Source organism: Streptosporangiales bacterium (assembly GCA_009379825.1).
Taxonomy (GTDB): domain Bacteria; phylum Actinomycetota; class Actinomycetes; order Streptosporangiales; family WHST01; genus WHST01.
This window is the reverse complement of the sequence record WHTA01000001.1, coordinates 169,789-195,725: the sequence shown is the minus strand read 5'-3', so window position 1 is coordinate 195,725 and position 25,937 is coordinate 169,789. Positions and strand designations below refer to the sequence as shown.

The window sequence follows — 25,937 nt, the reverse complement described above, 5'->3', positions numbered from 1 at the left end:
ATGCTCGCTACGATGCTCACGCGGGAGGCCTCCTCATGACGGTCGCGCAAGCGGAAGCGTCGGTCGGCGAGACCGGCGGGGACGACGGCGGCGGCGGTCAGTGGCGCGAGGCGTTCAAGCGCCTGCGCAGCAACCCGTCGGCCATCGTCGGCGCGGTGCTCGTGCTGCTGTTCCTGCTCGTCGCGATCTTCGCGCCTGTGATCGCGCCGTACGCGCCGGACGCGGCCGACCTGAGCCAGGTCCGACCGAGCTACGTGCCGGGTCCGTCGGCCGACCACTGGCTCGGCCTGGACACCCAGGGCCGCGACGAGCTCAGCAGGATCATCTACGGGGCCAGGCAGTCGCTGATCGTCGCCGTGGTGTCGCTACTGCTCGGCGCGACGGTCGGCTCGCTGCTCGGCCTGCTCGCCGGCGCGTTCGGCGGCTGGGTCGACACGCTGGTGATGCGAGTGGTCGACATCATGCTCGCGGTGCCCGGGCTGCTGTTCGCGATCGGTGTGGCCGCGGCGATCGGGGCCAGCCTGAAGGCGGTGATGATCGCCATCGCCGTGGTGAACGTACCGATCTTCGCCCGCATGCTCCGCGGCTCGATGCTGGCGCAGCGGGAGTCCGACTACGTGCTGGCAGCCCGGTCCATCGGCATCTAGAGACGCGACATCACGTTGAAGCACGTGCTGCCGAACTCGCTCTCGCCGGTGATCGTGCAGGGAACGCTGACCCTCGCCACGGCCATCGTGGACGCGGCCGGCCTGTCGTTCCTCGGCCTCGGCACCGCCGACCCTTCGGTGCCGGAGTGGGGCAGGATGCTCACGGAGATGCAGGCGGCACTGACATACGCGCCGCAGCTCGCGTTGTTCCCCGGGTTGGCGATCGTGTTGGCAGCGCTGGGATTCACGCTGCTCGGTGAGTCGTTGCGTGAGGCACTCGACCCGAAGTTCCGGAGGTGACGGTGGCCGCTCAACCACTGCTCGAGGTCGACGACCTGCACGTCACCTTCCGGCGCAAGGGCCGGGCGGACGTGCGTGCCGTCGACGGTGTGTCGTTCCAGGTGGCCCCTGGCGAGACCGTCGGCCTGGTCGGCGAGTCCGGCTGCGGCAAGTCGGTCACCTCGCTGGCGATCCTCGGCCTGCTGCCGCGCCGCGGCGCCGAGGTCGGCGGCGCGGTCCGGTTCGACGGCCGCGACCTGCTGCAGCTGCGCGACAAGGAGATGCGCGAGCTGCGCGGGCGCGACCTGGCCATGGTCTTCCAGGACCCGATGACGTCGCTGAACCCGGTGGTGTCGGTCGGCGTGCAGGTGACCGAGGTGCTGCAGCGTCACCGCGGCTACCGGGCGCAGGAGGCGAAGGCGGAAGCGGCGGCGCTGCTGACCAAGGTCGGCATCCCCGACCCGCAGCGGCGGTTGAAGGACTACCCGCACCAGCTGTCCGGTGGCATGCGGCAGCGTGCCCTCATCGCCATGGCGCTGGCCTGCGAGCCGCGGCTGCTGATCGCGGACGAGCCCACGACGGCGCTCGACGTCACCATCCAGGCGCAGATCCTCGAGCTGCTGAAGGAGCTCGTCGTCGACACCGGCACCGCGTTGGTGATGATCACCCACGACCTCGGTGTCGTCGCCGGGCTGTGCGACACGGTGCACGTCATGTACTCCGGACGGGTGGTGGAGTCGGCGGAACGCCGGGAGATCTTCCGCCATCCGCGGCACCCGTACACCGGCGGGCTGCTCGCCTCCGTGCCGCGCCTCGACGGCGAGCGCGGTGCGCCGCTGCGGCCGATCCCCGGGTCGCCGAAGGACACCCTGCCGTGGCCGCAGGGCTGCGCGTTCGCGCCGCGGTGTGCCCGTGCGATCGAGGAGTGCAGCACGACGACGCCTTCGCTGACGTACGACGAGGCGCGCGCCGAGCACGAGCTGCGGTGCCACAACCCGCTGCCCGTGACCAGGGAGGAGGCGCAGGTATGAGTGCCGCCGCAGAAGAGCCGCTGCTCTCCGTCCGCGACCTGAAGGTGCACTTCCCGATCACCAGGGGCCTGCTGTTCGACCGGGTGATCGGGAACGTGCAGGCCGTCGACGGTGTCGACCTGGAGGTACGCCGCGGCCAGACGTACGGACTGGTCGGGGAGTCCGGCTGCGGCAAGAGCACGTTGGGCCGGGCCGTGCTGCGGCTGGTCGAGCCCACCTCGGGCGAGGTGATCTTCGACGGCACGAACATGGCGGAGCTGCGCGGCGAGCAACTGCGCCGGGCGCGGTCGCGGATGCAGATGGTGTTCCAGGACCCGATGGCCAGCCTCGACCCGCGGCAGAGCGTGGCGTCGTTGCTCCAGGAACCCATGACCGCGCACGGCATCGGCAACGGCCGCGGCCTGCAGCAGCGGGTGCGCGAGCTGCTCGACCTGGTCGGGCTGCCGGCGGACGCCGCGAGCCGCTACCCGCACGAGTTCTCCGGCGGGCAGCGGCAGCGGATCGGGATCGCCAGGGCGATCGCGCTGCACCCGCAGATGCTGATCGCGGACGAGCCGGTGTCGGCGCTCGACGTGTCCATCCAGGCGCAGGTGATCAACCTGCTCGAGGAGCTGCAGGACGAGCTGGAGCTGACCTACCTGGTGATCGCCCACGACCTCGCCGTGGTGCGGCACATCAGCGACGTCATCGGTGTGATGTACCTCGGCCGCATCGTCGAGGAGGCGCCTTCCGACACGCTGTACGAGCAGCCGCTGCACCCGTACACGATCGCGTTGATGTCGGCCGTGCCGATCCCCGACCCGGACGTCGAGGACCGCAGGCAGCGGATCATCCTGAGCGGCGACCTGCCGTCGCCGGCGAACCCGCCGGCCGGCTGCCGGTTCCACACCAGGTGCCCGTTCCGGCAGGAGACCCGCTGCGACGACGAGCGGCCGGAGCTGCGCGAGGTCCACACCGGGCACCGGGTCGCGTGTCACTACGCCGAGGAGATCCTCGCCGGCCAGATCACGGCGAAGGAGCCGGACCACCTCGCTCCGACGCCGTAGCCCACCCCGCCGCGCACCATCGGGCCGGTGCGGTCACCGAGGGTCGCACCAGCTGGTGGGATGGTCGGCCGGGGGCTACTGTGCGACCTGCTCGGGGCGCTCGGCGGAGCAGAAGGAGACGGGGCATGCTGCACATCAGGAGGTGGGCGACCGCGGCAGCTGTCGTGGCCCTGGCCCCTCGGCACCAGCCTGGCACCCGGCCTGACATACGCGGCCGACGCCGGCAAGACCAAGTTCACGCTCACTTTGCTGCATAGCAACGACTTCGAGTCACAGCTGCTCGGCGTCGGTGGCGCCGGCGAGGAGACCGAGCCGGGTGAGGTGCAGCCGTACGGCGGTGCCGCCCGCAACGTCACACTGTTCGAGCAGCTGCGACAGCAGGCCGGTGAGCAGCCGGCGAACAGCAGCGGCACGACCCCGGGTGGGGCGAAGAAGCGTGGCGTACTCAGCGTCAGCGCGGGCGACAACTTCCTCGCCGGCCCCGAGTTCGCGGCCAGCCTGGACCACGGCGTGCCGTTCTACGACGCGCTCGCCGTACGCAACATGCGGCTCGATGTCTCCGCGATCGGCAACCACGAGTTCGACTTCGGCCCTGACACCCTCGCCGACTTCATCGCCGGCTTCGACGGCTCGCTGCCGTTCATGTCGGCGAACCTGGACGTCAGCGGGGAGCCGCGGCTGCAGGAGCTCGCCGACTCCGGCGACATCACCGACAGCAGGATCGTCTCCACCGGCCGCGAGCGCGTCGGCCTGATCGGCCTCACCACACCCGAGTTGCCGACCATCAGCAGCCCGCGCAACGTCGAGGTACGCACCGAGCTGGCGGAGATCGTCAACCGCAGGGCGGAGCAGTTCACCGAGGCCGGCATCGACAAGGTCATCCTGGTCAGCCACCTGCAGGACATCGACAACGAGCTCGCCCTGGTGCCCGAGCTGCGCAACGTCGACGCCGTGCTCGGCGGTGGCGGCGGCGAGATCCTCGCCGACGCCGGCGACCCGTTGGTCCCCGGCGACCAGGCGGAGCGCGGGTACCCGCTGTGGGCGGACGACGCCACCGGCACCAGGGTGCCGGTGGCGACCGTGACCGGTGACTACAAGTACGTCGGGAACCTCGTACTCGGCTTCGACAAGCGCGGCAACCTCACCGGTGCGGCCGACCAGGCGAGCAAGCCGGTGCGTGTCTCCGGCGTCGGCGACGACGCCGTCGAGCGGGACCCGGCGACCGTCGACCAGGTGGAGAAGCCGGTGCAGGAGTACCTCGCCGACCTCGCCGAGACCCAGGTCGCCGACAGCGAGGTCGCGCTCGACGGCGTGCGCAACAACGTACGGACCCGGGAGACCAACCTGGGCAACCTGCTCGCCGACGCGCTGCGCTGGATGGGGGAGCAGCAGGCCGAGGAGTACGGCGTGCCGTCGCCTGCGGTGGGCATCCAGAACGGCGGCGGCATCCGCAACGACTCGACGTTCCCGGCCGGTCCGGTCACCGCGTTGAACACGTACGAAGTGGCGCCGTTCCCGAACTTCGTCGCGGTGATCCCCGAGGTGCCGCGCGACACGTTCAGGCAGCTGCTCGAGCGCGGCGTCGCCGCGTCGCCGGACGCGTCGGGCGCGTTCATCCAGATCTCCGGTGCGAAGTTCACCTACGACCCGGCGCAGCAGGCGCAGGTGGTGGACGAGTCGACCGGCGAGATCACCACCCCGGGCGAACGGGTGCAGCGCGTCGAGCTGGCCAACGGCACCGTCGTCGTGGACGGCGGCCAGGTGGTGGACGGCGCGCCGATCCCCGTCGCGACCAACGACTTCTCCGCCCGCGGCGGCGACGCGTACCCGCTCGGCGACCTCGACTTCACGCCGGTCGGCAAGACCTACCAGCAGGCCTTCGAGGAGTACCTCACGACCGGCCTCTCCGGCACCGTGACCGCCGCCGCCTACCCCGAAGGCGGCGAGGGCCGCATCACCGCGGTCGGCTGACCCTGGCGATTCCCCCGCTGGTGGGAGCGGGCTCCCTCGCGCACGAGAGGCCTGCCGCCCGTGCGGCGGCAGATCATGAGCGTGTCACCGAGACTGCCAACAGCACAGCGGGCGACGGCGACCCGGGCCGGTGGTTGCGCTGGCCCTTCTGGTCGGGGTATGCCGCCGCGGCCTGGTCGCTGACCTACGGTCTGCTCGGGCTCTACTGGGCGCTCGGGGGCGCCGGGTTCCCCTTCGGGGAGAGGAATGACCCGGAAGCGGGCCAGTCCTCGATCCTCGCCGCCGCCACGGCCGAGACCACCGCTCCGGTCATCGCCTGCCTCGGCTTGTTCGGTGCGGGCGTCGCGTTCGCCATGGCCAAGGCAGTCGGGCGCGGCGTGACGCGCGTCGTGGTCCTGGCCTTCGGCTGGGCTACGGCTCTCGTGCTCACCGTGGTGATCACGGACTACCGCTTGCTGATGCTGGTCACCCGGGTCTTCGTCACTCCGGTGTTCGCCGTCATCGGGGTACCAGGCGGCGGTAGTGTCGCCGACTTCTTGCCCTGGACCCGGGTGAACCTACTCGTCGTCGTCACGGGTGGCCTGTTGTGGGCGCTGACGGCCCTGGCGTACCAGCGGCGCACGGGGTACCGGTGCGCGAACTGTGGCCGCGACGATAGCTCCGTCCCAGACCGGGACAAGGCACTGCGTTGGGGTCGGTTGGCGGTCGGGGTGGCAGTTGCCGTCCCCGGCAGCTACGCCGTGTCGCGGGTCGCCATGGCGGTTGGCAGCCCGATCGGCGTCCCGCAGGCGTTCTACGACGAGATGGCCGGCTCCGGCGTGATCGTCGGCGGGCTCGTCATGGCGGCGCTCGCCACCGCCGGCACGGTCCTCACCCTGGGGCTGGTGAGCCGATGGGGCGAAGTCTTCCCCCGCTGGGTCTGGTTCGCGGCGGGCAAACCGGTGCCGCCACTGCTGGCGGTCATCCCCGGATCGATCGTGACGGTGTTCATACGGCGGCGGGTGGCACCGAGATCCGAAAACTCCTCGTCGAGGGGTTCGACACGCACCAGTGGGGAATCACCGCTCCCGGACTCCTCTGGCCGCTGTGGGGTCTCGCTCTCGGCATCGCCACCTACGCCTACTACGTCCGACGGTCCTCCCACTGTCGCGTCTGTGGGCGAGGAGTCACACCCCGTTCGCGGGCCGGCTAGAGGTCGGTGGCGGGTTGGCTCGCCGACGGGGCCTCGGCACGGGGGTCGGCGGCGCTGCGCAGGTCCGCGCTGCTCGGCAGCGGCGGCGGCGTGCCACCGAACTCCGGGCACAGTGCCTTGTGGTCGCACCAGTCGCACAGCCGGCTGGGGCGGGGCCGCCAGTCCTGGTTCTGCTTGGCCCGCTCGATCGCCTGCCAGAGGGCCTCGACCTTGCGCTGCGTGGCGCGCAGGTCGTGCTCGTCCGGCTGGTACCGCAGCACCTCGCCGTTGCCCAGGTACATCAGCTGCAGCAGCCGCGGCATCCGGCCGAGCTGGCGCCACAGCACCAGCGCGTAGAAGCGCATCTGGAACATGGCCTTCGCCTCGAACAGCTCCGACGGCGCCGTGCCGGTCTTGTAGTCGACGATGCGGACGTCACCGCTGTCCGAGACGTCCAGCCGGTCGACGTAGCCGCGCAGCCGCAACCCGGAGTCGAGCGTGCTCTCCACGTAGAGCTCGCGTTCTGCGGGTTCGAGCCGTTGCGGATCTTCCAGGTCGAAGTACGTGCTGAGCAGCTGCTGCGCACCGTCCAGCCAGGCCCCGACCTCGGGCGCCTCGTCGCCGGTGAACAGCTCGGCCAGCGTCGGCTCGGCGGCGACCAGCTCCTCCCACACCGGGGTGACGAGCTCCGCCGCGCGGGCGAGGGTGCGCTCGTCCGCAGGCAGGTCGTACAGCCGCTCGAGCACGGCGTGCACGACGGTGCCCCGCGCGGCCGCGGGCGTGGGGCGCTCAGGCAGCTTGTCGATGACCCGGAAGCGGAACAGCAGCGGGCAGGTCATGAAGTCGCCGGCGCGGCTGGGGGAGAGCGCAGGCCCGTCCGGAGCCGGGGCGTCCGCCGGGTCCACGGCAGGATCGGCCGCGGCTGCCTCGGTCCCTGGCTCCACATGCACACTCGTCACCACGTCCCCGAGCCTAGGCCGTCGCACCGACAGCGAACCATCGCCGCGGGCGGCGTGTCGAGGACGGCCCGACTGAGTAGCCTTGGACGATGACACCGCAAGGCCGGGACGACGACGCCGACAACGATCCCGCCGCGCGCCGGCTCGCCGGCGGCTTCCTGATCGGCAGGCCGTTCGGCATCCCGGTCTACATCTCGCCCAGCTGGCTGCTGGTCGCGGCGCTGATCACGTACACCTTCGGCCCGTACGTGGAGTCGCAGCTACCCGGCATCGGCCAGCTGAAGTGGGGCGTGTCGTTCCTCTACGCCGCGTTCCTGCTGCTGTCCGTCTTCGTCCACGAGGTGAGCCACTCGATCGTCGCGCAGCGGCTCGGGCTCGAGGTCAAGCAGATCACACTGTGGCTGCTCGGCGGGGTGTCCACGCTCGACGAGCCGGACACGCCGCGAAAGGAGTTCCTGGTCGCCGCCGCCGGGCCGGCGGCGTCCATCGCGCTCGGCCTGCTCGCGTTCGCCGGCTACGTCGGCCTGCCAGCGGGCGGGGTGGCACACCTGCTGGCCAGCCAGCTGGCGTTCGTGAACCTGGTGCTCGCCGCGTTCAACCTGCTGCCCGGGCTGCCGCTCGACGGCGGGGCGATCCTGCGCTCCGCCGTGTGGAAGGTGGCCGGCAGGCGCAGCGCCGGCACGGTCGCCGCCGGCTGGGCCGGCCGGGTGCTCGCCTGCCTGGTGCTGCTCGCCGCGCTCAGCCGCAGTGCGGTGTTCGGCAACGGCGAGCCCAGCCTGATCGACCTGGTCTGGGGCGGCCTGATCGCCATGTTCCTCTGGACGGGCGCGTCGCAGGTGCTGAAGGTGCAGCAGGTGCGGTCGCGGCTGCCCCGTGCGCAGGCGCGCACCCTGGTACGGCCGGCGCTGAGCGTGCCCGGTGACCTGCCGCTCGGTGAGGCGATCCGGCGGGCGCGGGAGGCCGGGCTGCGTGCGCTCGTCGTCACCGACTCCCGCGGCAAGCCGACCGGCATCGTGAACGAGCAGGCCGTCGTCGCCACGCCGGAGCAGCGGTGGCCGTGGATGAGCGTGTCCGCGGTGACCAAGTCGATCGACGACGCGATGATCCTCACCGCCGACCTGGCCGGCGAGGACCTCGTACGCGCCATGCAGCGCGAGCCGTCCTCCGAGTACCTGGTCGTCGAGCCGGGCTCGCAGGACATCATCGGTGTCATCGCCACCGCCGACGTCGAGCGTGCCGTCGCGACCCGCTAGCGCCGCCGGCAGTGCGCCTGCACGCCGGCTGCGGCGGCGGCGAGCAGCGCCACCTCGGCGCGGGTGAGGGCCGGATCTGCGCGCCGCAGTGCCGCGTCCGGCAGCGAGAGCTCCGGTGACTCGGCCACCGCGGCGGTAAACTCGGTGAGCAACTCCTCGGCCAGGCTGGCGACGGAGTCGCCGGCAGTGCGCGCGACGAGCGCGAGGATCAGACCGGTGACCGCGGTATCGAGCTGGGTACGGCCTCGGTTGCGTTGCGCCAGTCGATGAGCATCGCCTGGTCGTGGTGGAGCAACACGTTGGCGGGATGGATGTCCAGGTGCACGATGCGTGCCGCGGGGGCCGTGGCCGCGCGGGCCGGCTCCGCATGCAGCCGGTCGTGCAGGTCCACGAGCACAGCGGCGCCGCCGGACACGCTGACCGCTCCGTTCCGAAGAGCGTCGAGGAGGGTCGGCCCGGTGAGCCGCTGCAGCATCAGGTCGGGACCGTCGGCGCCGTACACCTCGGGCACGGGGAATCCACGGCCGGCGAGATACGTCATCAAGGCCGCCTCCGCCGTCGCGTCACCCCCGTCGCGATACCGGCGCAGACGCGATGCGCATCGAGTGCGTGAACGTCGGCGTCTCGACCGGAAGCGAGCGGGACCGGCTGCATGATGACCACCGTACGGGCCGCTACGCTCCAGCTCTGGTCCAGCCAACCGCGGAGGGAGCTCGGTGACCGACGGCGAGGGACGAGACGATGGCTACGCGGGTGCCGACCACCGGCGCGGTGTGCTGCGCGTCGGTGACGTCGTGCAGCTGACCGACACCAAGGGCCGGCGCAACATGCTCGTGCTCGAGGCGGGCCGGAGCTTCCACACGCACCGCGGCTCGATCTCGCACGACGAGCTGCTCGGCGGCCCCGAGGGCGTGGTGGTGAAGAGCACCGCCGGCGAGGAGTACCTGGTGTTCCGGCCGCTGCTCGCCGACTACACGGTGCGGATGAGCCGCGGCGCCGCCGTCGTCTACCCGAAGGACGCGGCGCAGCTGCTGGCCGTCGCGGACGTGTTCCCGGGCGCCACCGTGGTCGAGGCCGGTGCGGGCTCGGGCGCGCTGTCGTGCTGGCTGCTGCGCGCGGTCGGCGAGGCCGGACGGCTGTACTCGTACGAGCAGCGCGCGGACTTCGCCGACATCGCACGCAAGAACGTGCACCGCTACCTCGGCGGCGCGCCGCCGGCGTGGGAGCTGACCGTCGGCGAGTTGACCGAACATCTACCCACGCACGCGCCGGGTAGCGTGGACCGCGTCGTGCTCGACATGCTCGCGCCGTGGGACTGCCTGGCCGCGGCGGCGACCGCGCTCGTCCCCGGCGGGGTGCTGTGCGCGTACGTGGCGACCACCACGCAGCTGTCCACGGTGGTCGAGGCGCTGCGGGAGTCCGGTCAGTTCGACGAGCCTGCGGCGAGCGAGACGATGGTGCGAGGCTGGCACGTCGACGGGCTCGCCGTGCGTCCGGACCACAGGATGGTCGGGCACACCGGTTTCCTCGTCGGAGCACGTAGGCTCGCGCCTGGGGTCTCCGCACCGCCGCGGAAACGACGCCCGGCAAAAGGCGCACGTCAGGGGCGAGGAACGCCCCCGACAGACTCGGTGGAAGGGGGCGGCTGAGCGTGTGTGCAGAAATGCGGACGCCCGTGGCATTCGCGCCGCGCGGCATTCGGAGCAGCAATGAGCTCGGCGGGACGGCCTTGACGCCTGTAGGGTCAGATGTGGTGGCTGTGACCGAGGAGGTGAACGCGCGTGTCAACTGAGGACGCAGAAGCGCGCGCGGCGCGCCAAGAGCAGGAGATCAGGGACCTGACGGCTCAGGTCTCCTACCTCGAAGACGAACTCGCCGCGTTGCGGAGTCGTAACCCGGAATCCGCGCGTACAGTACGCGCCCTGGAGCACCGTCTCGCCGCGACCGAGAGCTCCCTGGCGAAAGAGCAGGCGCAGAACGAGCGACTCGCGGCGACGTTGCGCGAGGCGCGCGAGCAGATCGTCTCGCTCAAGGAGGAGATCGACCGGCTGGCCCAGCCGCCAGCGACCTTCGGTGCGTTCCTCGGGCACTACGAGGACGGCACCATCGACGTCTTCACCGGCGGCCGCAAGCTGCGGGTCACGGTGAGCCCGAACGTGGACTCGGACGAGCTGCGTCCCGGCCAGGAGGTCATGCTCAACGAGGCGATGAACGTCGTCGAGAGCATGTCGTACGAGCAGGTCGGCGACGTGGTGATGCTCAAGGAGCTGCTCGCTGACGGCGAACGTGCGCTCGTGATCGGGCACACCGACGAGGAGCGCATCGTGCGGCTCGCCGACACCCTCCGCGACCAGCGGATACGTGCCGGTGACGCGCTGCTGCTCGACTCCAGGTCGGGGTTCGTCTACGAGCGCATCCCGAAGTCGGAGGTCGAGGAGCTCATCCTGGAGGAGGTCCCCGACATCGACTACAAGTCGATCGGTGGCCTGGACAACCAGATCGAGCTGATCCGCGACGCGGTCGAGCTGCCGTACCTGCACCGTGACCTGTTCGTCGAGCACGAGCTGCGCCCGCCCAAGGGCGTGCTGCTCTACGGGCCTCCCGGCTGCGGCAAGACCCTGATCGCGAAGGCCGTGGCGAACAGCCTCGCGAAGCAGATGGTCGGGCGCACCGGGCGCGGCAACGGGAAGTCGTACTTCCTGAACATCAAGGGTCCTGAGCTGCTCAACAAGTACGTCGGCGAGACCGAGCGGCACATCAGGCTGGTCTTCCAGCGGGCTCGCGAGAAGGCCACCGAGGGCATGCCGGTGATCGTGTTCTTCGACGAGATGGACTCGATCTTCCGCACCCGGGGCTCCGGTGTGAGCTCCGACGTGGAGAACACCATCGTGCCGCAGCTGCTCAGCGAGATCGACGGCGTCGAGGGTCTGGAGAACGTCGTGGTCATCGGCGCCTCGAACCGCGAGGACATGATCGACCCGGCGATCCTGCGGCCCGGTCGTCTCGACGTCAAGATAAAGATCGAGCGCCCGGACGCCGAGTCCGCGCGCGACATCTTCTCCAAGTACATCACCTCCAAGCTGCCGCTCCACGGCGATGACCTGCAGGAATTCGGTCAGGACGCGAACGCGTGCGTGCAGGCGATGATCGACCGCGTGGTCGAGCGGATGTACGCGGAGACCGAGGACAACCGCTTCCTCGAGGTCACCTACGCCAACGGCGACAAGGAGACGTTGTTCTTCAAGGACTTCAACTCCGGCGCGATGATCGAGAACATCGTGGGTCGCGGCAAGAAGATGGCCATCAAGGACTACATCTCGAATGAGCAGAAAGGACTACGCGTCCAGCACCTGCTCCAGGCGATCGTGGACGAGTTCAAGGAGAACGAGGACCTGCCCAACACGACCAACCCGGACGACTGGGCGCGGATCTCCGGCAAGAAGGGCGAGCGCATCGTCTACATCCGGACGCTGGTCTCGGGCAAGGAAGGCGTGGCCGAAGGCCGGTCGATCGACACCGTCGCGAACACCGGCCAGTACCTCTGAGTCGTCAGCACGTGACGCGGTCAGTGTGGTCCGCTCCCAGTGTGGGCATACTTGGCGTGGTTGGACATGCTGTTGCCGGACCACGCAGGCCGCAGCCGTGCGGTAACGGGAGGAGGCGACCGTGTCGGTTCGCCGGGTGATGGGCATCGAGACGGAATACGGCATCTCTGTGCCCGGGCAACCCGGCGCCAACGCGATGCTGACCTCCTCGCAGATCGTGAACTCGTATCCGACGGCCGCCGCCGCCCGCGCGAAGCGGGCCAGGTGGGACTTCGAGGAGGAGACCCCGCTGCGGGACGCCCGCGGCTTCGACGTGTCCAGGGACACCGCCGACGCCAGCCAGCTGACCGACGAGGACCTCGGCCTGGCGAACGTGATCCTGCCGAACGGGGCGCGGCTCTACGTCGACCACGCGCACCCGGAGTACTCGGCCCCTGAGTGCACGAACCCGCGAGACGCGGCGCTATGGGACAAAGCCGGCGAACAGGTCATGCTGGAGGCGCTCCGGCGGGCGGCCCAGGTGCCCGGCGCGCCACCGATCGTCCTGTACAAGAACAACACCGACAACAAGGGCGCCTCGTACGGCTGCCACGAGAACTACCTGATGCGGCGCGGCACGCCGTTCGCCGACATCGTCCGGCACCTCACCCCGTTCTTCGTCAGCCGGCAGGTGTTCGCCGGGGCCGGCCGGGTGGGGCTGGGCCAGGAGGGCGGCAAGCCCGGCTTCCAGCTCAGCCAGCGCGCCGACTTCTTCGAGGTCGAGGTCGGTCTGGAGACCACGCTCAAGCGCCCGATCATCAACACCAGGGACGAGCCGCACGCGGACGCCGAGAAGTACCGGCGCCTGCACGTCATCATCGGTGACGCGAACATGAGCGAGCTGGCCACGTACCTGAAGCTGGGCACCACGTCGCTGGTGCTGGCGATGATCGAGGACGAGTGGCTGTCCGCGGACCTGAGCGTGCTGCAGCCGGTGGCCGCCCTGCACACGGTGTCGCACGACCCGTCGCTGCGGCACCAGCTGACCCTGCAGGACGGCCGGCGGATGACGGGGCTGCAGCTGCAGCTGGAGTACCTCGAGCAGGCCCGCAAGTACGTCGAGGACCGCTACGGGTCGGACGTCGACGACGTCACGAGCGACGTCCTCGACCGGTGGGAGGACGTGCTCGACAAGCTCGCCCGCGACCCGATGCTGTTGCGCAACGAGCTCGACTGGGTCACGAAGCTGTCGCTGCTCGAGGGCTACCGCTCGCGCGACGGCCTCGACTGGGACCACCCGCGCCTGCAGCTGGTGGACCTGCAGTACACGGACATCCGCCCGGAGAAGGGCCTGTACGCCCGGCTGGCGGCCCGCGGTGCGGCCAGCCGGCTGTTCACCGACGACGAGATCGCGGACGCGGTGGCGGAGCCACCGCACGACACCCGCGCGTACTTCCGCGGCCGCTGCCTGGCCAAGTACGCGGACCAGGTGGCGGCGGCGTCCTGGGACTCGGTCATCTTCGACGTGCCCGAGCACGAGTCGTTGCAGCGCGTACCCATGATGGAGCCGCTGCGCGGCACCAAGGGCCACGTCGGCGATTTGCTCGACCGGTGCGCCACCGCAGGTGAGCTGGTGGCCGTGCTCACCGAGGGTGCCTGACCGCCGCCGCCAGCGTACTCCGGCGCCGCGACATATCCGTCGAGTCTGAGCGCGGTTTGCCGCCGATATGGATAGTGTCTGTGGTGTGCACGACTCCCGTTGGAGGTGTCATGGCTGGCAAGGAAACCGCAGGCGGTCAGCGCCGGACGAACAAGCAGAAAGAGGAGACCGAGGAGGTCGACTCCGAGACCGAGTCCGACGTCCAAGAGCGCCAGGAGAAGCTCTCCGAGGACGTCGACGCGATCCTCGAGGACATCGACGAGGTGCTCGAGGAGAACGCCGAGGAGTTCGTACGGCAGTACGTCCAGAAGGGCGGCCAGTAGCGGCGTAATAGGGTCCTCCCAAGGACCATGAGCTTCCGTGCCCGCACATCCGGGCACGGCCAGGAAGGAGTGGCGTTGTCGTCCCCTCTCGACGGCTTGGGTAGGTTGCCGAGCGAGTACATGACGCCCGGGATCGCGTCGATCAGCGACTTCCTCGGGCGGTTCCACCCGGAGCTGCTGCCCGGCTCGCAGGAGCTACCGGGTCCCGTAGGCGCGACGGACGTCAAGCACGGCACCACCATCGTGGCGGCCACGCACGCCGGCGGCGTAGTGATGGCCGGCGACCGGCGGGCCACGATGGGCAACGTCATCGCCCAGCGCAACATCGTGAAGGTGTTCCGCGCCGACGACTACTCCTGCGTCGGCATGGCGGGCACCGCAGGCGTGGGCACCGAGCTGATCCGGCTGTTCCAGCTGGAGATGGAGCACTACGAGAAGATCGAGGGCGTCACGCTGTCGCTGGACGGCAAGACGAACCGGCTGTCCACCATGATCCGCAGCAACCTCAGCATGGCCATGCAGGGCCTGGCCGTGGTGCCGCTATTCGCCGGCTACGACCTCGACACCGGCGACGGACGGATCTTCAGCTACGACATCACGGGGAGCAGGTCGGAGGAGCAGGGCTTCCACGCCGTCGGCTCGGGGTCGGTGTTCGCGCGCGGCGCGATGAAGAAGCTGTACCGCCCGGACGCCGCGGAGGAGGACACCGTCCTCGCCCTGCTGCACGCGCTCTACGACGCCGCCGACGACGACTCCGCGTCCGGCCAGCCGGACCTGGCCAGGCGCATCTTCCCGACGGTCGTGTCGGTGACTTCCGACCGGTTCAGGCAGTACGACGACGACGAGGTCGGCGCGCTCGTCGAGGGCATCATCGCCGGCCGTACGCGCAACCCGGATGGTCCGGTGGCGCCAGTGCGTGACGAGTAACGACAACCCCCGAGCCGACCCGAGGAGCAGACAGCCGTGACGATGCCGCTGGGCTACATCTCGCCCGAGCAGCTGATGAAGGACAAGGCGGAGTATGCCCGCAAGGGCATCGCCCGCGGGCGAAGCGCCGTCGTCCTCCAGTACGACAACGGGATCCTGTTCGTCGCCGAGAACCGCTCGCGCACGCTGCACAAGATCAGCGAGATCTACGACCGCATCGCGTTCGCCGCCGTGGGGCTCTACTACGAGTTCGAGAACCTGCGGCAGGCCGGCATCAGGCTCGCGGACATCCGCGGCTACACCAACGCCCGCAGCGACGTCACGGCGCGCGGCCTGGCGAACGCGTACGCGCAGACGCTCGGCTCGATCTTCACCGACGCGCACAAGCCGTACGAGGTCGAGCTGGTCGTGGCCGAGGTGGGGGAGACGTCCGCGGAGGACCAGATCTACCGGCTGACGTTCGACGGCTCCGTGCAGGACGAGCAGGGCTACCTGGTGATGGGCGGTGTCACCGAGCGGGTCGCGAGCACGCTCGCGGACCGCTACCAGCCGGGCCAGCCGCTGGCCACCGTGGTGCGCGACGCGGTGACCGCGCTCGAGAACCAGGAGAACGGGAACCGCGAGCTCGCCGCCGGGCAGCTGGAGGTCGGCGTACTCGACCGCACCCGCAAGGGGCGCACCTTCCGCCGGCTGCAGGGCGCGGCGCTCGAGCGGCTGCTTGCCGAGACCGCCCCGACCCCGGAGCCGGCGACCCCGGAGGAGACCACCGCGGAGGAGACCACCGAGGACACGGACGGCTCGGCGGAGAACCGCGACGACAGCTGATCCCGCGGCATTTCCCGATTCACTTCTTCACGTTGCCGTCAATCGGCCGCCCGAGGTCATAGCCTGTGCGCATGGACCGGCGAATCTTCGGGTTGGAGAACGAGTACGGCGTCACGTGCACGTTCCGTGGGCAACGGCGGCTGTCACCCGACGAGGTGGCGCGCTACCTGTTCCGCCGCGTGGTGTCGTGGGGACGCAGCAGCAACGTCTTCCTGCGCAACGGGGCGCGCCTGTACCTGGACGTCGGCAGCCACCCGGAGTACGCGACGCCGGAGTGCGACGACGTCGTCCAGCTGGTGGTGCACGACAAGGCCGGTGAGCGGGTGCTCGAGGGCCTGCTCGTGGACGCCGAGCGCCGGCTCCGCGAGGAGGGCATCGCCGGCGACATCTACTTGTTCAAGAACAACACGGACTCGGCCGGCAACTCGTACGGCTGCCACGAGAACTACCTGGTGGGCCGGCACGGCGAGTTCGGCCGGCTGGCCGACGTGCTGATCCCGTTCCTGGTCACCAGGCAGATCATGTGCGGGGCCGGCAAGGTGCTGATGACGTCGCGCGGTGCGCTGTACTGCGTCAGCCAGCGCGCGGAGCACATCTGGGAGGGCGTCTCGTCGGCGACCACCAGGTCGCGCCCGATCATCAACACCAGGGACGAGCCGCACGCCGACGCCGAACGGTTCCGCCGGCTGCACGTCATCGTCGGCGACTCGAACATGAGCGAGACCACGGCGCTGCTGAAGATCGGTGCCACCGACCTGGTGCTGCGCATGGTCGAGTCCGGCATGCCGATCCGCGACCTCGCCCTGGAGAACCCGATCCGGGCGATCCGCGAGGTCAGCCACGACATGACCGGGCGCCGGCTGATCCGGCTGGCCAGCGGCCGCGAGGCGAGCGCGCTGGACATCCAGAGCGAGTACTACGAGCGCGCCACCGACTACGTCGACAGGTACGGCGCCAGCCGCACCGACGAGCGCGTGCTCGACCTGTGGGGCCGCACCCTGAAGGCGGTGTCCGGCGGCGACCTCGGCCTGGTGGAGCGGGAGATCGACTGGGTCACCAAGTACAAGCTGATCGAGCGCTACCGGGCGAAGCACGGGCTGGCCCTGATGTCGCCGCGGGTCGCACAGCTCGACCTCGCGTACCACGACGTGAACCGCAACCGCGGCCTCTACTACCTGCTGCAGAGCCGCGGTGCAGTCGACCGCGCGTGCAGCGACCTCGACGTCTTCGAGGCGAAGTCGGTGCCGCCGCAGACCACGAGGGCGCGGCTGCGCGGTGAGTTCATCAAGCGGGCACAGGAACGTCGCCGCGACTTCACCGTCGACTGGGTGCACCTGAAGCTGAACGACCAGGCGCAGCGCACGGTGCTGTGCAAGGACCCGTTCCGCGCCGTCGACGAGCGGGTGGAGAAGCTGATCGCGGGTATGTAGCCAACCTCGCGAGCGGCTCAGGCGTATTCAGGGTATGGGACGCAGATCAGCGGTGCTCGCCGGCGCGGCCGTGGCGGTCACGCTCGCCGTCGCCGGGTGCGGTGGCGGCGGGGAGCCGGACCAGGGCAACACCTCGCCGAGCCGGTCGTCGAGCGCGCACACCCCGGGCCCGACCACGTCCGTCGGACCGACGGGCACCCCCACCGCCACGCACATCGACGAGACGCTCACCGGGATGGCCGTACGCGGCGTCGAGCCCGGCTGCGTGGGCCTGAAGGCCGCCGGCGAGACGTACCAGCTGTCCGGCGACGAGGCGCGCGCGCTGTCCAAGCGCGCCGGCAACGACCAGCAGCTCGGCCGGGTCCGGGTCGCCGGACACTTCGCCCCGAAGGGCGCCGCGAGCACCTGCATGATGGGCCGCATCTTCGTGGTCGTGAAGCTGACCAAGCTCTGACCGCCTGCCTGCCGGCATTGGCCATCGGCTTTTGTTAGTTTCGACCCGAGACGACGGGGAGGACGGGCGATGGTCGCATCACGGAAGAAGACCGAACGGCTCTTCAACCTCGTGCTCTGCCTCCTGGCGACCCGTCAGCCGATCAGCGCGGAGCACATCAGGGAGTCCGTGCAGGGGTACGCGGACAGCGGCCTGGAAGCGTTCAAGCGGATGTTCGAGCGCGACAAGGACGAGCTGCGCGAGCTCGGCATCCCGCTGGAGACGGTGGAGGACTGGGACGGCACGCCCGGCTACCGGATCAGGCGCGACGTGTACGAGCTGCCCGAGCTCACCTTCACCCCGGACGAGGCGGCCGTCCTCGGCCTCGCCGCGCGCACCTGGCAGCACGCCCAGGTGGCCGAGGCGGCGTCCAGCGCGATGCTGAAGCTGCGCGCCGCAGGCATCGACGTGGACTCGTCGCTGCCGGGGATCGAGCCCAGGGTGGGCGCGCGCGAACCGGCGTTCCTGCCGTTCTGGCAGGCCGTGCTCGGCCGGTACCCGGTGCGGTTCGGTTACCGGCGCGGGGGCGAGGAGGCGACGCGGGTGCTCGAGCCGTGGGGCGTCGTGTCGTGGCACGGCCGCTGGTACGTGGCCGGGCACGACCGCGACCGCGACGCCGAGCGGGTCTTCCGGCTCGACCGGGTCGTCGGCGACGTGATGCAGGTGGGCGAGCCTGGCAGCGTCACGGTGCCGCCGGACACCGACGTGCGCCGCACCGTGACGTACTTCGGCGACGTGGCGCCGTGGCGGCGCTGTCGGCTGCGCGTACGTGCGGGTGCCGGTTTCGGGCTGCGCCGGCAGGCGTGCGACGTGAAGCAGGGCGACGGCTGGGACGAGCTCGAGCTGGACTTCACGAGCGCGGAGCAGCTCGCCGACATGGTCGCGGCGCACGGCGCGGACGTCGTCGTCGTGGAGCCAGACGACCTGCGCAAGGCGGTGCTGAGCCGGCTGGAAGCGGTCGCCGCAGGGGAGGCCGGCGGATGACCGTGCTGCCCGGCGGCCTCCGCCGCTGCGCTCCTCGCTCACCCGCGGTGAGCCGGCCTCGCACGGCGGGCATGCGCGCTACGATGCTCGCTTTGGAGGCCGCCTCGTGAGCTCTCGCAGCGCGAACGCCACCAGCAGCAGGCGCCTCGGACGGCTGCTCGCCCTGGTGCCGTACCTGCAGCAGCACCAGGGCGTACCGCTGGCGGAGGCCGCGGCCACGTTCGGGGTCACCGAGGAGCAGCTGATCGACGACCTCGACCTGATCTTCGTCTCCGGGCTGCCCGGCTACACGCCCGCGGACCTGATCGAGGTCGACTACTCCGGCGGCACGGTCACCATCAGCAACGCCGACACCATCACCCGGCCACTGCGCCTGGACCTCAGCGAGGCGGTGGCACTGCTGGTCGCGCTGCGCACGCTCGCCGGGATCCCCGGGCTCGCCGACCGCGACGCGCTCGACCGCACGATCGCGAAGCTCGAGCGGGCCGCGGGTGACGCGGCGTACGCCAGCGACCAGGTGGCCGTGCAGGTCGAGGCGGAGCGCGACGTCGTGCCGGTGGTACGCGGCGCGCTGGAGGGCGGCCGCCGGCTGCACCTGTCGTACTTCGTGCCGGCCCGCGACGAGGTGACCGAGCGCGACGTGGACCCGATCCGGCTGGTCGTCGCCGACGGTCGCTCGTACCTGGAGGCGTGGTGCCGTCGGGTGGAGGACGTCCGGCTGTTCCGGCTCGACCGGGTGGTGGAGATCGCCGAGACCGGCGACCCCGCGGACGTGCCGCCGCAGGCGCACCTGCGGGAGCTGGGGGAGAGCATGTTCCGGCCGTCGACGGCCGACCAGCTCGTCACCCTGGAGCTGACCAGGGCGGGCCGCTGGGTGGCCGACTACTACCCCTGCGAGTCGGTGACCGAGAGAGCGGATGGTGGCATCTCGGTGACTCTCCGTACGCCGGACACCCGCTGGGTCCGCCGGCTGGCGCTGCGGCTCGGCGGCACCGGACGCGTCGTGGACCCGCCGGAACTCGTCGACCAGGTGCGCACGGACGCCCGCGCCGCGCTGGCCGGCTACTGACCGGCACGTTCCCCACCCTTTGCCAGAGGTGCGGTTAGAGTGGACGATGGGCAGATAGCCGCTGGTCGGGAGGACCGCAGATGCCGAATATCGGCGCAACCGAGCTGATCATCATCGCCGTGGTAATCGTCGTGCTGTTCGGCGCCACCAAGCTGCCGACCTTCGCCCGCTCGGTCGGCCGGTCGATGCGGATCTTCAAGTCGGAGGCGAAGGGCCTGCAGGACGACGACGAGGCCGACGACAAGGACCGCACCACCGACGACGCCACCACTGCCGCCAAGGAAGAGCTGACCGAGAAGCCCCGCGCGGCGGCGGCCGAGGACGTCACCGAACGCCGGCAGGCAGGTAGCTGACGGTACGACGAACGTTCACCTGACATCGGCGGGGACGCGCAGGTACCCGCGGAGTAGCATGGTGGAAGCCTGGTACGGCGGACGAGGACCGCGGGGCCGCGACTTCGGAGGGTGCGATGCCGAACATTGGCGCAACCGAGCTGATCATCATCGCCGTGGTAATCGTCGTGCTGTTCGGCGCGACCAAGCTGCCGACCTTCGCCCGCTCCGTGGGCCGGTCGTTGCGGATCTTCAAGTCGGAGGCCAAGGGCCTGCAGGACGACGACGGCGACGGCGACGAGAAGACCGACGCCGACACGCAGCCGGCCGCGCAACAGCCCAGGCAGCTCGCTGAGCCCACCACCAAGCACGACGCGTCGGCGGAGCAGCGCACCGCCGAGCAGCGCTGACGACGCGGCGGTTCGCGTTGGCGTCCCCGATCACCCGCGTCGCCCGGGCGTTGCGTACGCAGCGCCCGAAGGACCCCGAGGGACGCATGACGCTCGGGGAGCACATCAGGGAGCTCCGCAACCGGCTGGTCTGGGCACTGCTGGCGATCGTTGCGGTCACGGTGGTGGCGTGGTTCTTCTACGACCCGCCGCTGCTGCAGATCCTCACCAAGCCGTTCTGCGAGGTGCAGCGGCTCAACGGCGTCGCGCCCGTGGGGCAACCCCGTGAGGTCGGCGGCACTCCCGGCTGTCCGCTGTACTTCAACAGCATCTTCCAGCCGTTCCTGCTGCGGTTGAAGGTCTCGGCGATCATCGCGTTGGTGGTGGCCTCGCCGGTCTGGTTCCACCAGCTCTGGGCGTTCGTCACTCCCGGCCTGCGACGGAGCGAACGCAAGTGGGGCGCGGCGTTCCTCGCCATCGCCGTGCCGTTGTTCGTCGGCGGCGCCGTGCTCGCGTACTTCGTGCTCGACAAGGGCCTCACGCTACTGCTGAAGTTCATCCCCACCGAGTTCGGCGCGCTCATCACCATCGACCACTACTTCAAGTACGCCACCGCGCTGATGTTGGTGTTCGGGGTCGGCTTCGAGCTGCCGCTGCTCATCACCATGCTGAACCTGGCCGGGGTGCTGACCTACGAACGGCTGAAACTGTGGCAGCGCAAGGCGGTCATGCTGATCTTCGTCTTCGCGATGATCGTCACGCCGCAGGACCCGTTCAGCATGATCATGCTGGCCATCCCCATGGTGCTGCTGTTCGAGCTGTCGGTGGTGCTGGCGTACGTCAACGACAAGAGACGCGGCAGGAACCAGGTCGAGGCCGCGTACGACGACCTCGACGACGACGAGACGTCACCGCTGGAGATGGACCGCACGGAGGCCTGACGGCCACCCGGTAGAGTCCGGCCATGCGCGCTGAGCTCACCCTCCTGGTCAACCCGACGTCCGGGCACGGCCGCGGCATGCGGGTCGCACGCGACGCCGCAGACCGGCTACGCGGGGCCGGGGTGTCGGTGCGGGTGGTGCACGGCCACGACGCGGACGAGACCGCTGAGGTGGCCAAGGAGGCCGTCGCGGCGGCACCTGACGCGCTCGTCGCCGTCGGCGGCGACGGGCTGACGCACATCGCCGCGCAGGCGGCCGCGCACACCGACGTACCCGTCGGGCTGGTGCCCGCAGGCACCGGCAACGACCTGGCGCGCGCGCTCGGCATCCCACTGGACACCGCCGCGGCCACCGCCACGCTGCTCGCCGGCACGCCGCGGACCATCGACCTCGGCCGGGTCGGCGACGAGCTGTTCGTCGGCGTGATGTACGCCGGCTTCGACTCGGCGGTCAACGAGCGGGTGAACCGGATGAGCTGGCCGTCCGGCCGGCTGCGCTACGACCTGGCCATCCTGCTCGAGCTGCGGGTGTTCGAGCCGCGGCGGTTCCTCGTCGAGATGGACGGCGAGGAGCGGCAGGTCGACGCGATGTTCGTATCGATCGGCAACACCGCGTCGTACGGCGGCGGCCTGCAGATCTGTCCCGCCGCCGAACCCGACGACGGGCTGTTCGACGTGACGGTCATCGGCCCCGTGCCCCGCCGCAGGGTGCCGTTGCTCATGCCGCGGCTCTACCAGGGCACCCACACCACGCACCCGGCCGTGCGCACCTACCGGGCCAAGTCGGTGGCGCTGGCCGCCACCGGGGTGACCGCCTACGCCGACGGCGAGCGGGTCGGTCCGCTGCCGCAACGCGCGGAGATCGTGCCCGCCGCGCTGCAGGTGATCACCCCGCCCGGGGACCGACCCGCCTAACCGGCGAGCAGTCGTTCTCCTCGTCGGCGGCCGACCAGCTCCGCCACCTTCCCTCGGTGATTGTGTCACCGCGCCGGTACGGAAAGATCGAAGCTAGGGTGGGGCGGGTGAGCTCCCCGGCAGAGCGGTATTCGGCTGCCCGGCACCGGGCGGCCGAGGCGAAGACCGAGCTCGGCGCCTTCCGCCGCCGCTACGACTTCGATCTCGACCCGTTCCAGCTGCAGGCCTGCGCCGCGCTGGAGGCGGGCCGCAGCGTGTTGGTCGCCGCGCCCACCGGTGCCGGCAAGACAGTGGTCGGCGAGTTCGCCGTACACCTCGCGCTCGCGACCGGCGGCAAGTGCTTCTACACGACGCCGATCAAGGCGCTGTCGAACCAGAAGTACACCGACCTCGTGCGCCGGCACGGCGCGGACGCGATCGGTCTGCTCACCGGCGACAACAGCATCAACGGCGAGGCCCCGGTCGTGGTGATGACGACCGAGGTGCTGCGCAACATGCTGTACGCCGGTTCGTCCACCCTGCGCGGTCTCGGGCACGTCGTGATGGACGAGGTGCACTACCTCTCCGACCGCTTCCGCGGCGCCGTCTGGGAAGAGTGCATCATCCACCTGCCCGAGTCGGTGCAACTCACAGCGCTGTCCGCCACCGTGAGCAACGCCGAGGAGTTCGGCGACTGGCTGCAGGAGGTACGCGGCGAAACCGACGTGGTCGTCGAGGAGCAGCGGCCGGTGCCGCTGTGGCAGCACGTGCTCGTCGGCAACCGGCTGCACGACCTGTTCGTCGACGCCGCACAGCGCAAGGTGAACCCCGACCTGGTGAAGCTGGCCAGGGAGGAACGCGGCCGCGGCTGGGAGCGCGGCGGCAACCGCCGCGGGCGCGGTGGCCACGGTCGGGGCGGACCGCCCCGCGGCCCGCGCAGGTTCCGGCCGCCGAGCCGGATGCATGTCGTCGAACGACTCGACCGCGACGGGCTGCTGCCCGCGATCTACTTCATCTTCAGCCGCGCCGGCTGCGACGCCGCAGTCGTGTCGTGTCTCTACGGCGGGCTGCGGCTGAACACCCAGGAGGAGGCGGCCGAGGTACGCGCGCTCGCGGAGGAGCGGTGCGCGGACATCCCCGAGGAAGACCTCACGGTGCTCGGCTTCGGCGAGTGGCTGGAGGGACTGACCAGGGGAGTGGCTGCCCACCACGCGGGCATGCTGCCGACCTTCAAGGAGGTCACGGAGGAGCTGTTCGCCCGCGGCCTGATCAAGGCGGTGTTCGCGACCGAGACGCTCGCGCTCGGCGTGAACATGCCGGCGAGGTCCGTAGTCCTCGAGCAGCTGACCAAGTGGAACGGCGAGACGCACGCGGACATCACGCCCGGCGAGTACACCCAGCTGACCGGCCGCGCCGGCCGCCGCGGCATCGACGTCGAGGGGCACGGCGTCGTGCTCTACGCGCCGCAGGTCGACCCGGAGGCCCTCGGCGGCCTGGCGAGCACCCGTACGTACCCGCTGCGGTCGAGCTTCCGCCCGTCGTACAACATGGCGGTGAACCTGGTCGGGCAGGTCGGTCGCGACCGCACCCGCGGCATGCTCGAGGAGAGCTTCGCGCAGTTCCAGGCCGACCGCGCCGTCGTCGGGCTGGCGAAGAAGGTCGCCAAGAACGAGGAAGCGCTGCGCGGCTACCACGACGCGATGCGGTGCGAGCTCGGCGACTTCACCGAGTACGCGCAGCTGCGGCGGAGCCTCTCGGACGTGGAGGCGCGGCAGGCGAAGCACAACGCGGCGCGCAAGCGCGCCGAGGCGGCGAAGTCGGTGGAGAAGCTCCGGCGTGGCGACGTCATCGTCGTACCGAGCGGCCGGCGGGCCGGGCTAGCGGTCGTCCTCGACGCGGGCACGTCGGCCGGCCCGGACGACCCGAAACCCCTGGTGCTGACCGAGCAGCGGCAGGTGAAGCGGCTCGCGCTCGCCGACTTCCCCGTCCCGGTGGAGCCGCTCGGCCAGGTCCGTATACCGAAGAACTTCAACGGCCGGTCGCCACAGGAGCGCCGCGACCTGGTGGCGACGCTGCGGGCCAAGGGCTTCGACGGCAACCAGGCGCGCAGGGACGCCAGCAGGCAGTCCGGCGCCGACGACGAGGCACCGGAGATCGAGCGGCTGCGCCGCGAGCTGCGGCACCACCCGTGCCACGAGTGCCCGGACCGCGAGCACCACGCCCGCTGGGCCGAGCGCTACTTCCGGCTGCGCAAGGAGACCGAGGGCGTGCGCCGCCGGGTCGAGGGCCGCACCAACCTGATCGCCCGCACGTTCGACCGCATCTGCACGGTGCTCGACCAGCTCGGCTACCTCGACGGCGACCAGGTGACCGACGACGGCCAGCGGCTGGCGAAGCTCTACACGGAGATGGACCTGCTCACCGCCGAGTGCCTGCGGCACGGCCAGTGGGACTCGCTGCGGCCGGCCGAGCTCGCCAGCTGCGTGTCCACGCTGGTGTTCGAGTCCAGGCAGTCCGACGACGCGAGCCGCCCACGGCTGCCCGGCGGACAGGTCAAGGACGTGCTCGCCGCCATGGTGAAGCTGTGGGGTGAGCTGGAGGAGCTGGAGGGCGAGAACGGCGTCTCGTTCCAGCGCGAGCCGAACCTGGGCTTCTGCTGGGCCACCTACCGGTGGGCGAACGGGGCGCGGCTGGACACCGTCCTCGACGAGGGCGACATGGCACCGGGTGACTTCGTGCGCTGGACCAAGCAGGTGATCGACCTGCTCGGCCAGATCGCCGACGTGACCCGCGACGAGCACCCCGACCTGCACCGCACCGCCAAGGCGGCCATCGACGCCGTACGGCGCGGCGTCGTCGCGTACTCGTCCGTGGGCTAGCCGGCCAGCGAGTCGTCGTCGCGGACCTGACGGCGGTTGCCAGGCAGCACCTGCGGCAGTGTGTCGGTGGCGTTGGCGCCGGGCGGATACTCGAACGGCGGCGCCTCGACCGGAGCGTGCGCCGTCGGCGGCATGGCCGGTGCCCGTTGCGGGGCCGCGGCGGCGCGGCGCTCGCGGCCGACCAGGCGCGAGGTGAGCACGAACGCGGCACCGGCGACGAGCACGCCGACCGCCGCGACCCCGAACCCGGCGACGGTGTGCGGCACGGCCGGATCGATGGCGAACAGGCCGCCGACACCGACGACGAGCATGCCGCCGTACGCCGCGCCGAGCGCCCGCCACCGGGCACGGACCCCGAGCACCACGTGGCGGACGAGGATCGGCGCCAGCAGCAGCGCTGCACCGCCGACCGGCTCACGCCAGTCGACGATGGTGTCAAGCAGTAGTAGAACGACAGCGATGATCACGATGAGTAGTGCCGGGCCGCCGACTTCGGCCAGCACCCACCACGACGCGCGCGGCGGCCCAGCGTCCGGCTCGCGCGACCCGGCGGCGGCCGGTGGCCCGGGCGGCGGCTGCGGTCGAGCCGCCACCTGCGGCCGTTGCGGTGCCGGTCCCGGCGCGCTGACCTGCTGCTCGTCGCCCGCCGAGCGGCGGGAGGCAGCACCCGACCGGCCATCGGCACGTGGCCGCCGGCTGCGTTTCGGTGCTTGGTGCCGTCCGCCCATGGGGTCCATCTTGACGGGTACGGCGGGAGCATGGGCGGAGAGGGTAGAACTGGGAGACACAAGGTCGCAGTCAGCTGGCATACTCCGGCGGTATTCATCGCTGCGGGGAGCGCGGAGGTGGCAGGTGCACGTGGGGAGCGCGAAGCGGCACGCGCCGTGCGGGCGGCGGGCCGTCGCACACCC

Annotated in this window: 21 protein-coding genes and 3 pseudogenes; 20 read left to right on the top strand and 4 right to left on the bottom strand. The window is 70.7% G+C overall.

Annotated features, from left to right (window positions below):
- The first annotated feature begins 35 nt into the window (after positions 1 to 35).
- From GEV07_01000 to GEV07_00985, 4 genes and pseudogenes are all read left to right on the top strand, one after another.
- Positions 36 to 947: pseudogene (locus GEV07_01000) on the top strand (ABC transporter permease subunit).
- 17 nt (positions 948 to 964) lie between these two features.
- Positions 965 to 1,957, top strand: a complete 993-nt coding sequence (locus GEV07_00995) for an ATP-binding cassette domain-containing protein (protein ID MQA01343.1) — start codon at positions 965 to 967, stop codon at positions 1,955 to 1,957.
- Positions 1,954 to 3,003 (top strand): ATP-binding cassette domain-containing protein, encoded by a 1,050-nt coding sequence (locus GEV07_00990; GenBank protein ID MQA01342.1) that lies wholly within the window; start codon positions 1,954 to 1,956, stop codon positions 3,001 to 3,003. The genes GEV07_00995 and GEV07_00990 overlap by 4 nt, the downstream gene beginning before the upstream one ends.
- 125 nt (positions 3,004 to 3,128) lie before the next feature.
- Positions 3,129 to 4,974 (top strand): annotated as a pseudogene (locus GEV07_00985) (bifunctional metallophosphatase/5'-nucleotidase).
- Between the two features lie 793 nt (positions 4,975 to 5,767).
- Here GEV07_00985 and GEV07_00980 read toward each other — a convergent pair.
- Together GEV07_00980 and GEV07_00975 are read right to left on the bottom strand one after the other, a co-directional pair.
- A complete protein-coding gene (locus GEV07_00980) occupies positions 5,768 to 6,022 on the bottom strand; it encodes a hypothetical protein (protein MQA01341.1) in 255 nt (84 codons plus the stop codon).
- Between the two features lie 140 nt (positions 6,023 to 6,162).
- On the bottom strand, positions 6,163 to 6,984 hold the full coding sequence (locus GEV07_00975; protein MQA01340.1) for a DUF2800 domain-containing protein: 822 nt from the start codon (positions 6,982 to 6,984) through the stop codon (positions 6,163 to 6,165).
- 209 nt (positions 6,985 to 7,193) lie between these two features.
- On the opposite strand from GEV07_00975, the gene GEV07_00970 reads away from it, so the two are divergent.
- Positions 7,194 to 8,357, top strand: coding sequence for a CBS domain-containing protein (locus GEV07_00970; protein ID MQA01339.1), 1,164 nt, complete (start codon positions 7,194 to 7,196; stop codon positions 8,355 to 8,357).
- 208 nt (positions 8,358 to 8,565) lie between these two features.
- Here GEV07_00970 and GEV07_00965 read toward each other — a convergent pair whose 3' ends face one another.
- Positions 8,566 to 9,057, bottom strand: a complete 492-nt coding sequence (locus GEV07_00965) for a phosphotransferase (GenBank protein ID MQA01338.1) — start codon at positions 9,055 to 9,057, stop codon at positions 8,566 to 8,568.
- A 52-nt stretch (positions 9,058 to 9,109) separates the two neighbouring features.
- On the opposite strand from GEV07_00965, the pseudogene GEV07_00960 reads away from it, so the two are divergent.
- The 15 genes and pseudogenes from GEV07_00960 (at position 9,110) to GEV07_00890 (ending at position 25,026) form a co-directional block, all read left to right on the top strand.
- Positions 9,110 to 10,006, top strand: a pseudogene (locus GEV07_00960) (tRNA (adenine-N1)-methyltransferase).
- A gap of 132 nt (positions 10,007 to 10,138) precedes the next feature.
- Positions 10,139 to 11,902, top strand: a complete 1,764-nt coding sequence (gene arc, locus GEV07_00955) for a proteasome ATPase (GenBank protein MQA01337.1) — start codon at positions 10,139 to 10,141, stop codon at positions 11,900 to 11,902.
- Positions 11,903 to 12,023: 121 nt separating this feature from the next.
- Entirely contained in the window at positions 12,024 to 13,541 is a 1,518-nt protein-coding gene (locus GEV07_00950) for a proteasome accessory factor PafA2 (GenBank protein MQA01336.1), read from the top strand.
- Between the two features lie 110 nt (positions 13,542 to 13,651).
- Positions 13,652 to 13,864 (top strand): ubiquitin-like protein Pup, encoded by a 213-nt coding sequence (locus GEV07_00945; protein ID MQA01335.1) that lies wholly within the window; start codon positions 13,652 to 13,654, stop codon positions 13,862 to 13,864.
- 27 nt (positions 13,865 to 13,891) lie between these two features.
- Complete coding sequence (gene prcB / locus GEV07_00940) at positions 13,892 to 14,791, top strand: proteasome subunit beta (GenBank protein ID MQA01334.1); 900 nt, start codon at positions 13,892 to 13,894, stop codon at positions 14,789 to 14,791.
- Positions 14,792 to 14,827: 36 nt separating this feature from the next.
- Complete coding sequence (gene prcA / locus GEV07_00935; protein ID MQA01333.1) at positions 14,828 to 15,616, top strand: proteasome subunit alpha; 789 nt, start codon at positions 14,828 to 14,830, stop codon at positions 15,614 to 15,616.
- 71 nt (positions 15,617 to 15,687) lie between these two features.
- Positions 15,688 to 17,046 (top strand): Pup--protein ligase, encoded by a 1,359-nt coding sequence (pafA, locus tag GEV07_00930; protein ID MQA01332.1) that lies wholly within the window; start codon positions 15,688 to 15,690, stop codon positions 17,044 to 17,046.
- Between the two features lie 34 nt (positions 17,047 to 17,080).
- Positions 17,081 to 17,500 (top strand): hypothetical protein, encoded by a 420-nt coding sequence (locus GEV07_00925; protein ID MQA01331.1) that lies wholly within the window; start codon positions 17,081 to 17,083, stop codon positions 17,498 to 17,500.
- A 69-nt stretch (positions 17,501 to 17,569) separates the two neighbouring features.
- The gene (locus tag GEV07_00920; GenBank protein ID MQA01330.1) at positions 17,570 to 18,523 is read left to right on the top strand and encodes a WYL domain-containing protein; all 954 of its coding nucleotides are present in this window, start codon (positions 17,570 to 17,572) and stop codon (positions 18,521 to 18,523) included.
- A gap of 106 nt (positions 18,524 to 18,629) precedes the next feature.
- A complete protein-coding gene (locus GEV07_00915) occupies positions 18,630 to 19,592 on the top strand; it encodes a WYL domain-containing protein (protein ID MQA01329.1) in 963 nt (320 codons plus the stop codon).
- Positions 19,593 to 19,672: 80 nt separating this feature from the next.
- Complete coding sequence (gene tatA / locus GEV07_00910) at positions 19,673 to 19,945, top strand: twin-arginine translocase TatA/TatE family subunit (protein MQA01328.1); 273 nt, start codon at positions 19,673 to 19,675, stop codon at positions 19,943 to 19,945.
- A 116-nt stretch (positions 19,946 to 20,061) separates the two neighbouring features.
- Positions 20,062 to 20,334: a twin-arginine translocase TatA/TatE family subunit gene (gene tatA, locus GEV07_00905; GenBank protein MQA01327.1), complete on the top strand. Its 273-nt coding sequence runs from the start codon at positions 20,062 to 20,064 to the stop codon at positions 20,332 to 20,334.
- 86 nt (positions 20,335 to 20,420) lie between these two features.
- Positions 20,421 to 21,254: a twin-arginine translocase subunit TatC gene (gene tatC / locus GEV07_00900; GenBank protein ID MQA01326.1), complete on the top strand. Its 834-nt coding sequence runs from the start codon at positions 20,421 to 20,423 to the stop codon at positions 21,252 to 21,254.
- 23 nt (positions 21,255 to 21,277) lie between these two features.
- The gene (locus tag GEV07_00895; protein ID MQA01325.1) at positions 21,278 to 22,168 is read left to right on the top strand and encodes a YegS/Rv2252/BmrU family lipid kinase; all 891 of its coding nucleotides are present in this window, start codon (positions 21,278 to 21,280) and stop codon (positions 22,166 to 22,168) included.
- 98 nt (positions 22,169 to 22,266) lie between these two features.
- Positions 22,267 to 25,026, top strand: coding sequence for a DEAD/DEAH box helicase (locus GEV07_00890; protein MQA01324.1), 2,760 nt, complete (start codon positions 22,267 to 22,269; stop codon positions 25,024 to 25,026).
- Here GEV07_00890 and GEV07_00885 read toward each other — a convergent pair.
- Positions 25,023 to 25,754 carry a hypothetical protein gene (locus GEV07_00885; GenBank protein MQA01323.1) on the bottom strand — a complete coding sequence of 244 codons (732 nt, stop codon included), beginning with the start codon at positions 25,752 to 25,754 and terminating at the stop codon, positions 25,023 to 25,025. The genes GEV07_00890 and GEV07_00885 overlap by 4 nt on opposite strands.
- Positions 25,755 to 25,937: the final 183 nt, after the last annotated feature.

Coding starts and splice junctions, on each gene's coding strand:
- GEV07_00945 (MQA01335.1), top strand. CDS start 13,652: ATGGCTGGCAAGGAAACCGCAGGCGGTCAGCGCCGGACGAACAAGCAG.
- pafA (MQA01332.1), top strand. CDS start 15,688: ATGGACCGGCGAATCTTCGGGTTGGAGAACGAGTACGGCGTCACGTGC.
- GEV07_00895 (MQA01325.1), top strand. CDS start 21,278: ATGCGCGCTGAGCTCACCCTCCTGGTCAACCCGACGTCCGGGCACGGC.
- prcB (MQA01334.1), top strand. CDS start 13,892: ATGAGCTTCCGTGCCCGCACATCCGGGCACGGCCAGGAAGGAGTGGCG.
- tatA (MQA01327.1), top strand. CDS start 20,062: ATGCCGAACATTGGCGCAACCGAGCTGATCATCATCGCCGTGGTAATC.
- tatA (MQA01328.1), top strand. CDS start 19,673: ATGCCGAATATCGGCGCAACCGAGCTGATCATCATCGCCGTGGTAATC.
- GEV07_00990 (MQA01342.1), top strand. CDS start 1,954: ATGAGTGCCGCCGCAGAAGAGCCGCTGCTCTCCGTCCGCGACCTGAAG.
- tatC (MQA01326.1), top strand. CDS start 20,421: ATGACGCTCGGGGAGCACATCAGGGAGCTCCGCAACCGGCTGGTCTGG.
- GEV07_00920 (MQA01330.1), top strand. CDS start 17,570: ATGGTCGCATCACGGAAGAAGACCGAACGGCTCTTCAACCTCGTGCTC.
- GEV07_00970 (MQA01339.1), top strand. CDS start 7,194: ATGACACCGCAAGGCCGGGACGACGACGCCGACAACGATCCCGCCGCG.
- GEV07_00885 (MQA01323.1), bottom strand. CDS start 25,754: ATGGGCGGACGGCACCAAGCACCGAAACGCAGCCGGCGGCCACGTGCC.
- GEV07_00925 (MQA01331.1), top strand. CDS start 17,081: ATGGGACGCAGATCAGCGGTGCTCGCCGGCGCGGCCGTGGCGGTCACG.
- GEV07_00975 (MQA01340.1), bottom strand. CDS start 6,984: ATGACCTGCCCGCTGCTGTTCCGCTTCCGGGTCATCGACAAGCTGCCT.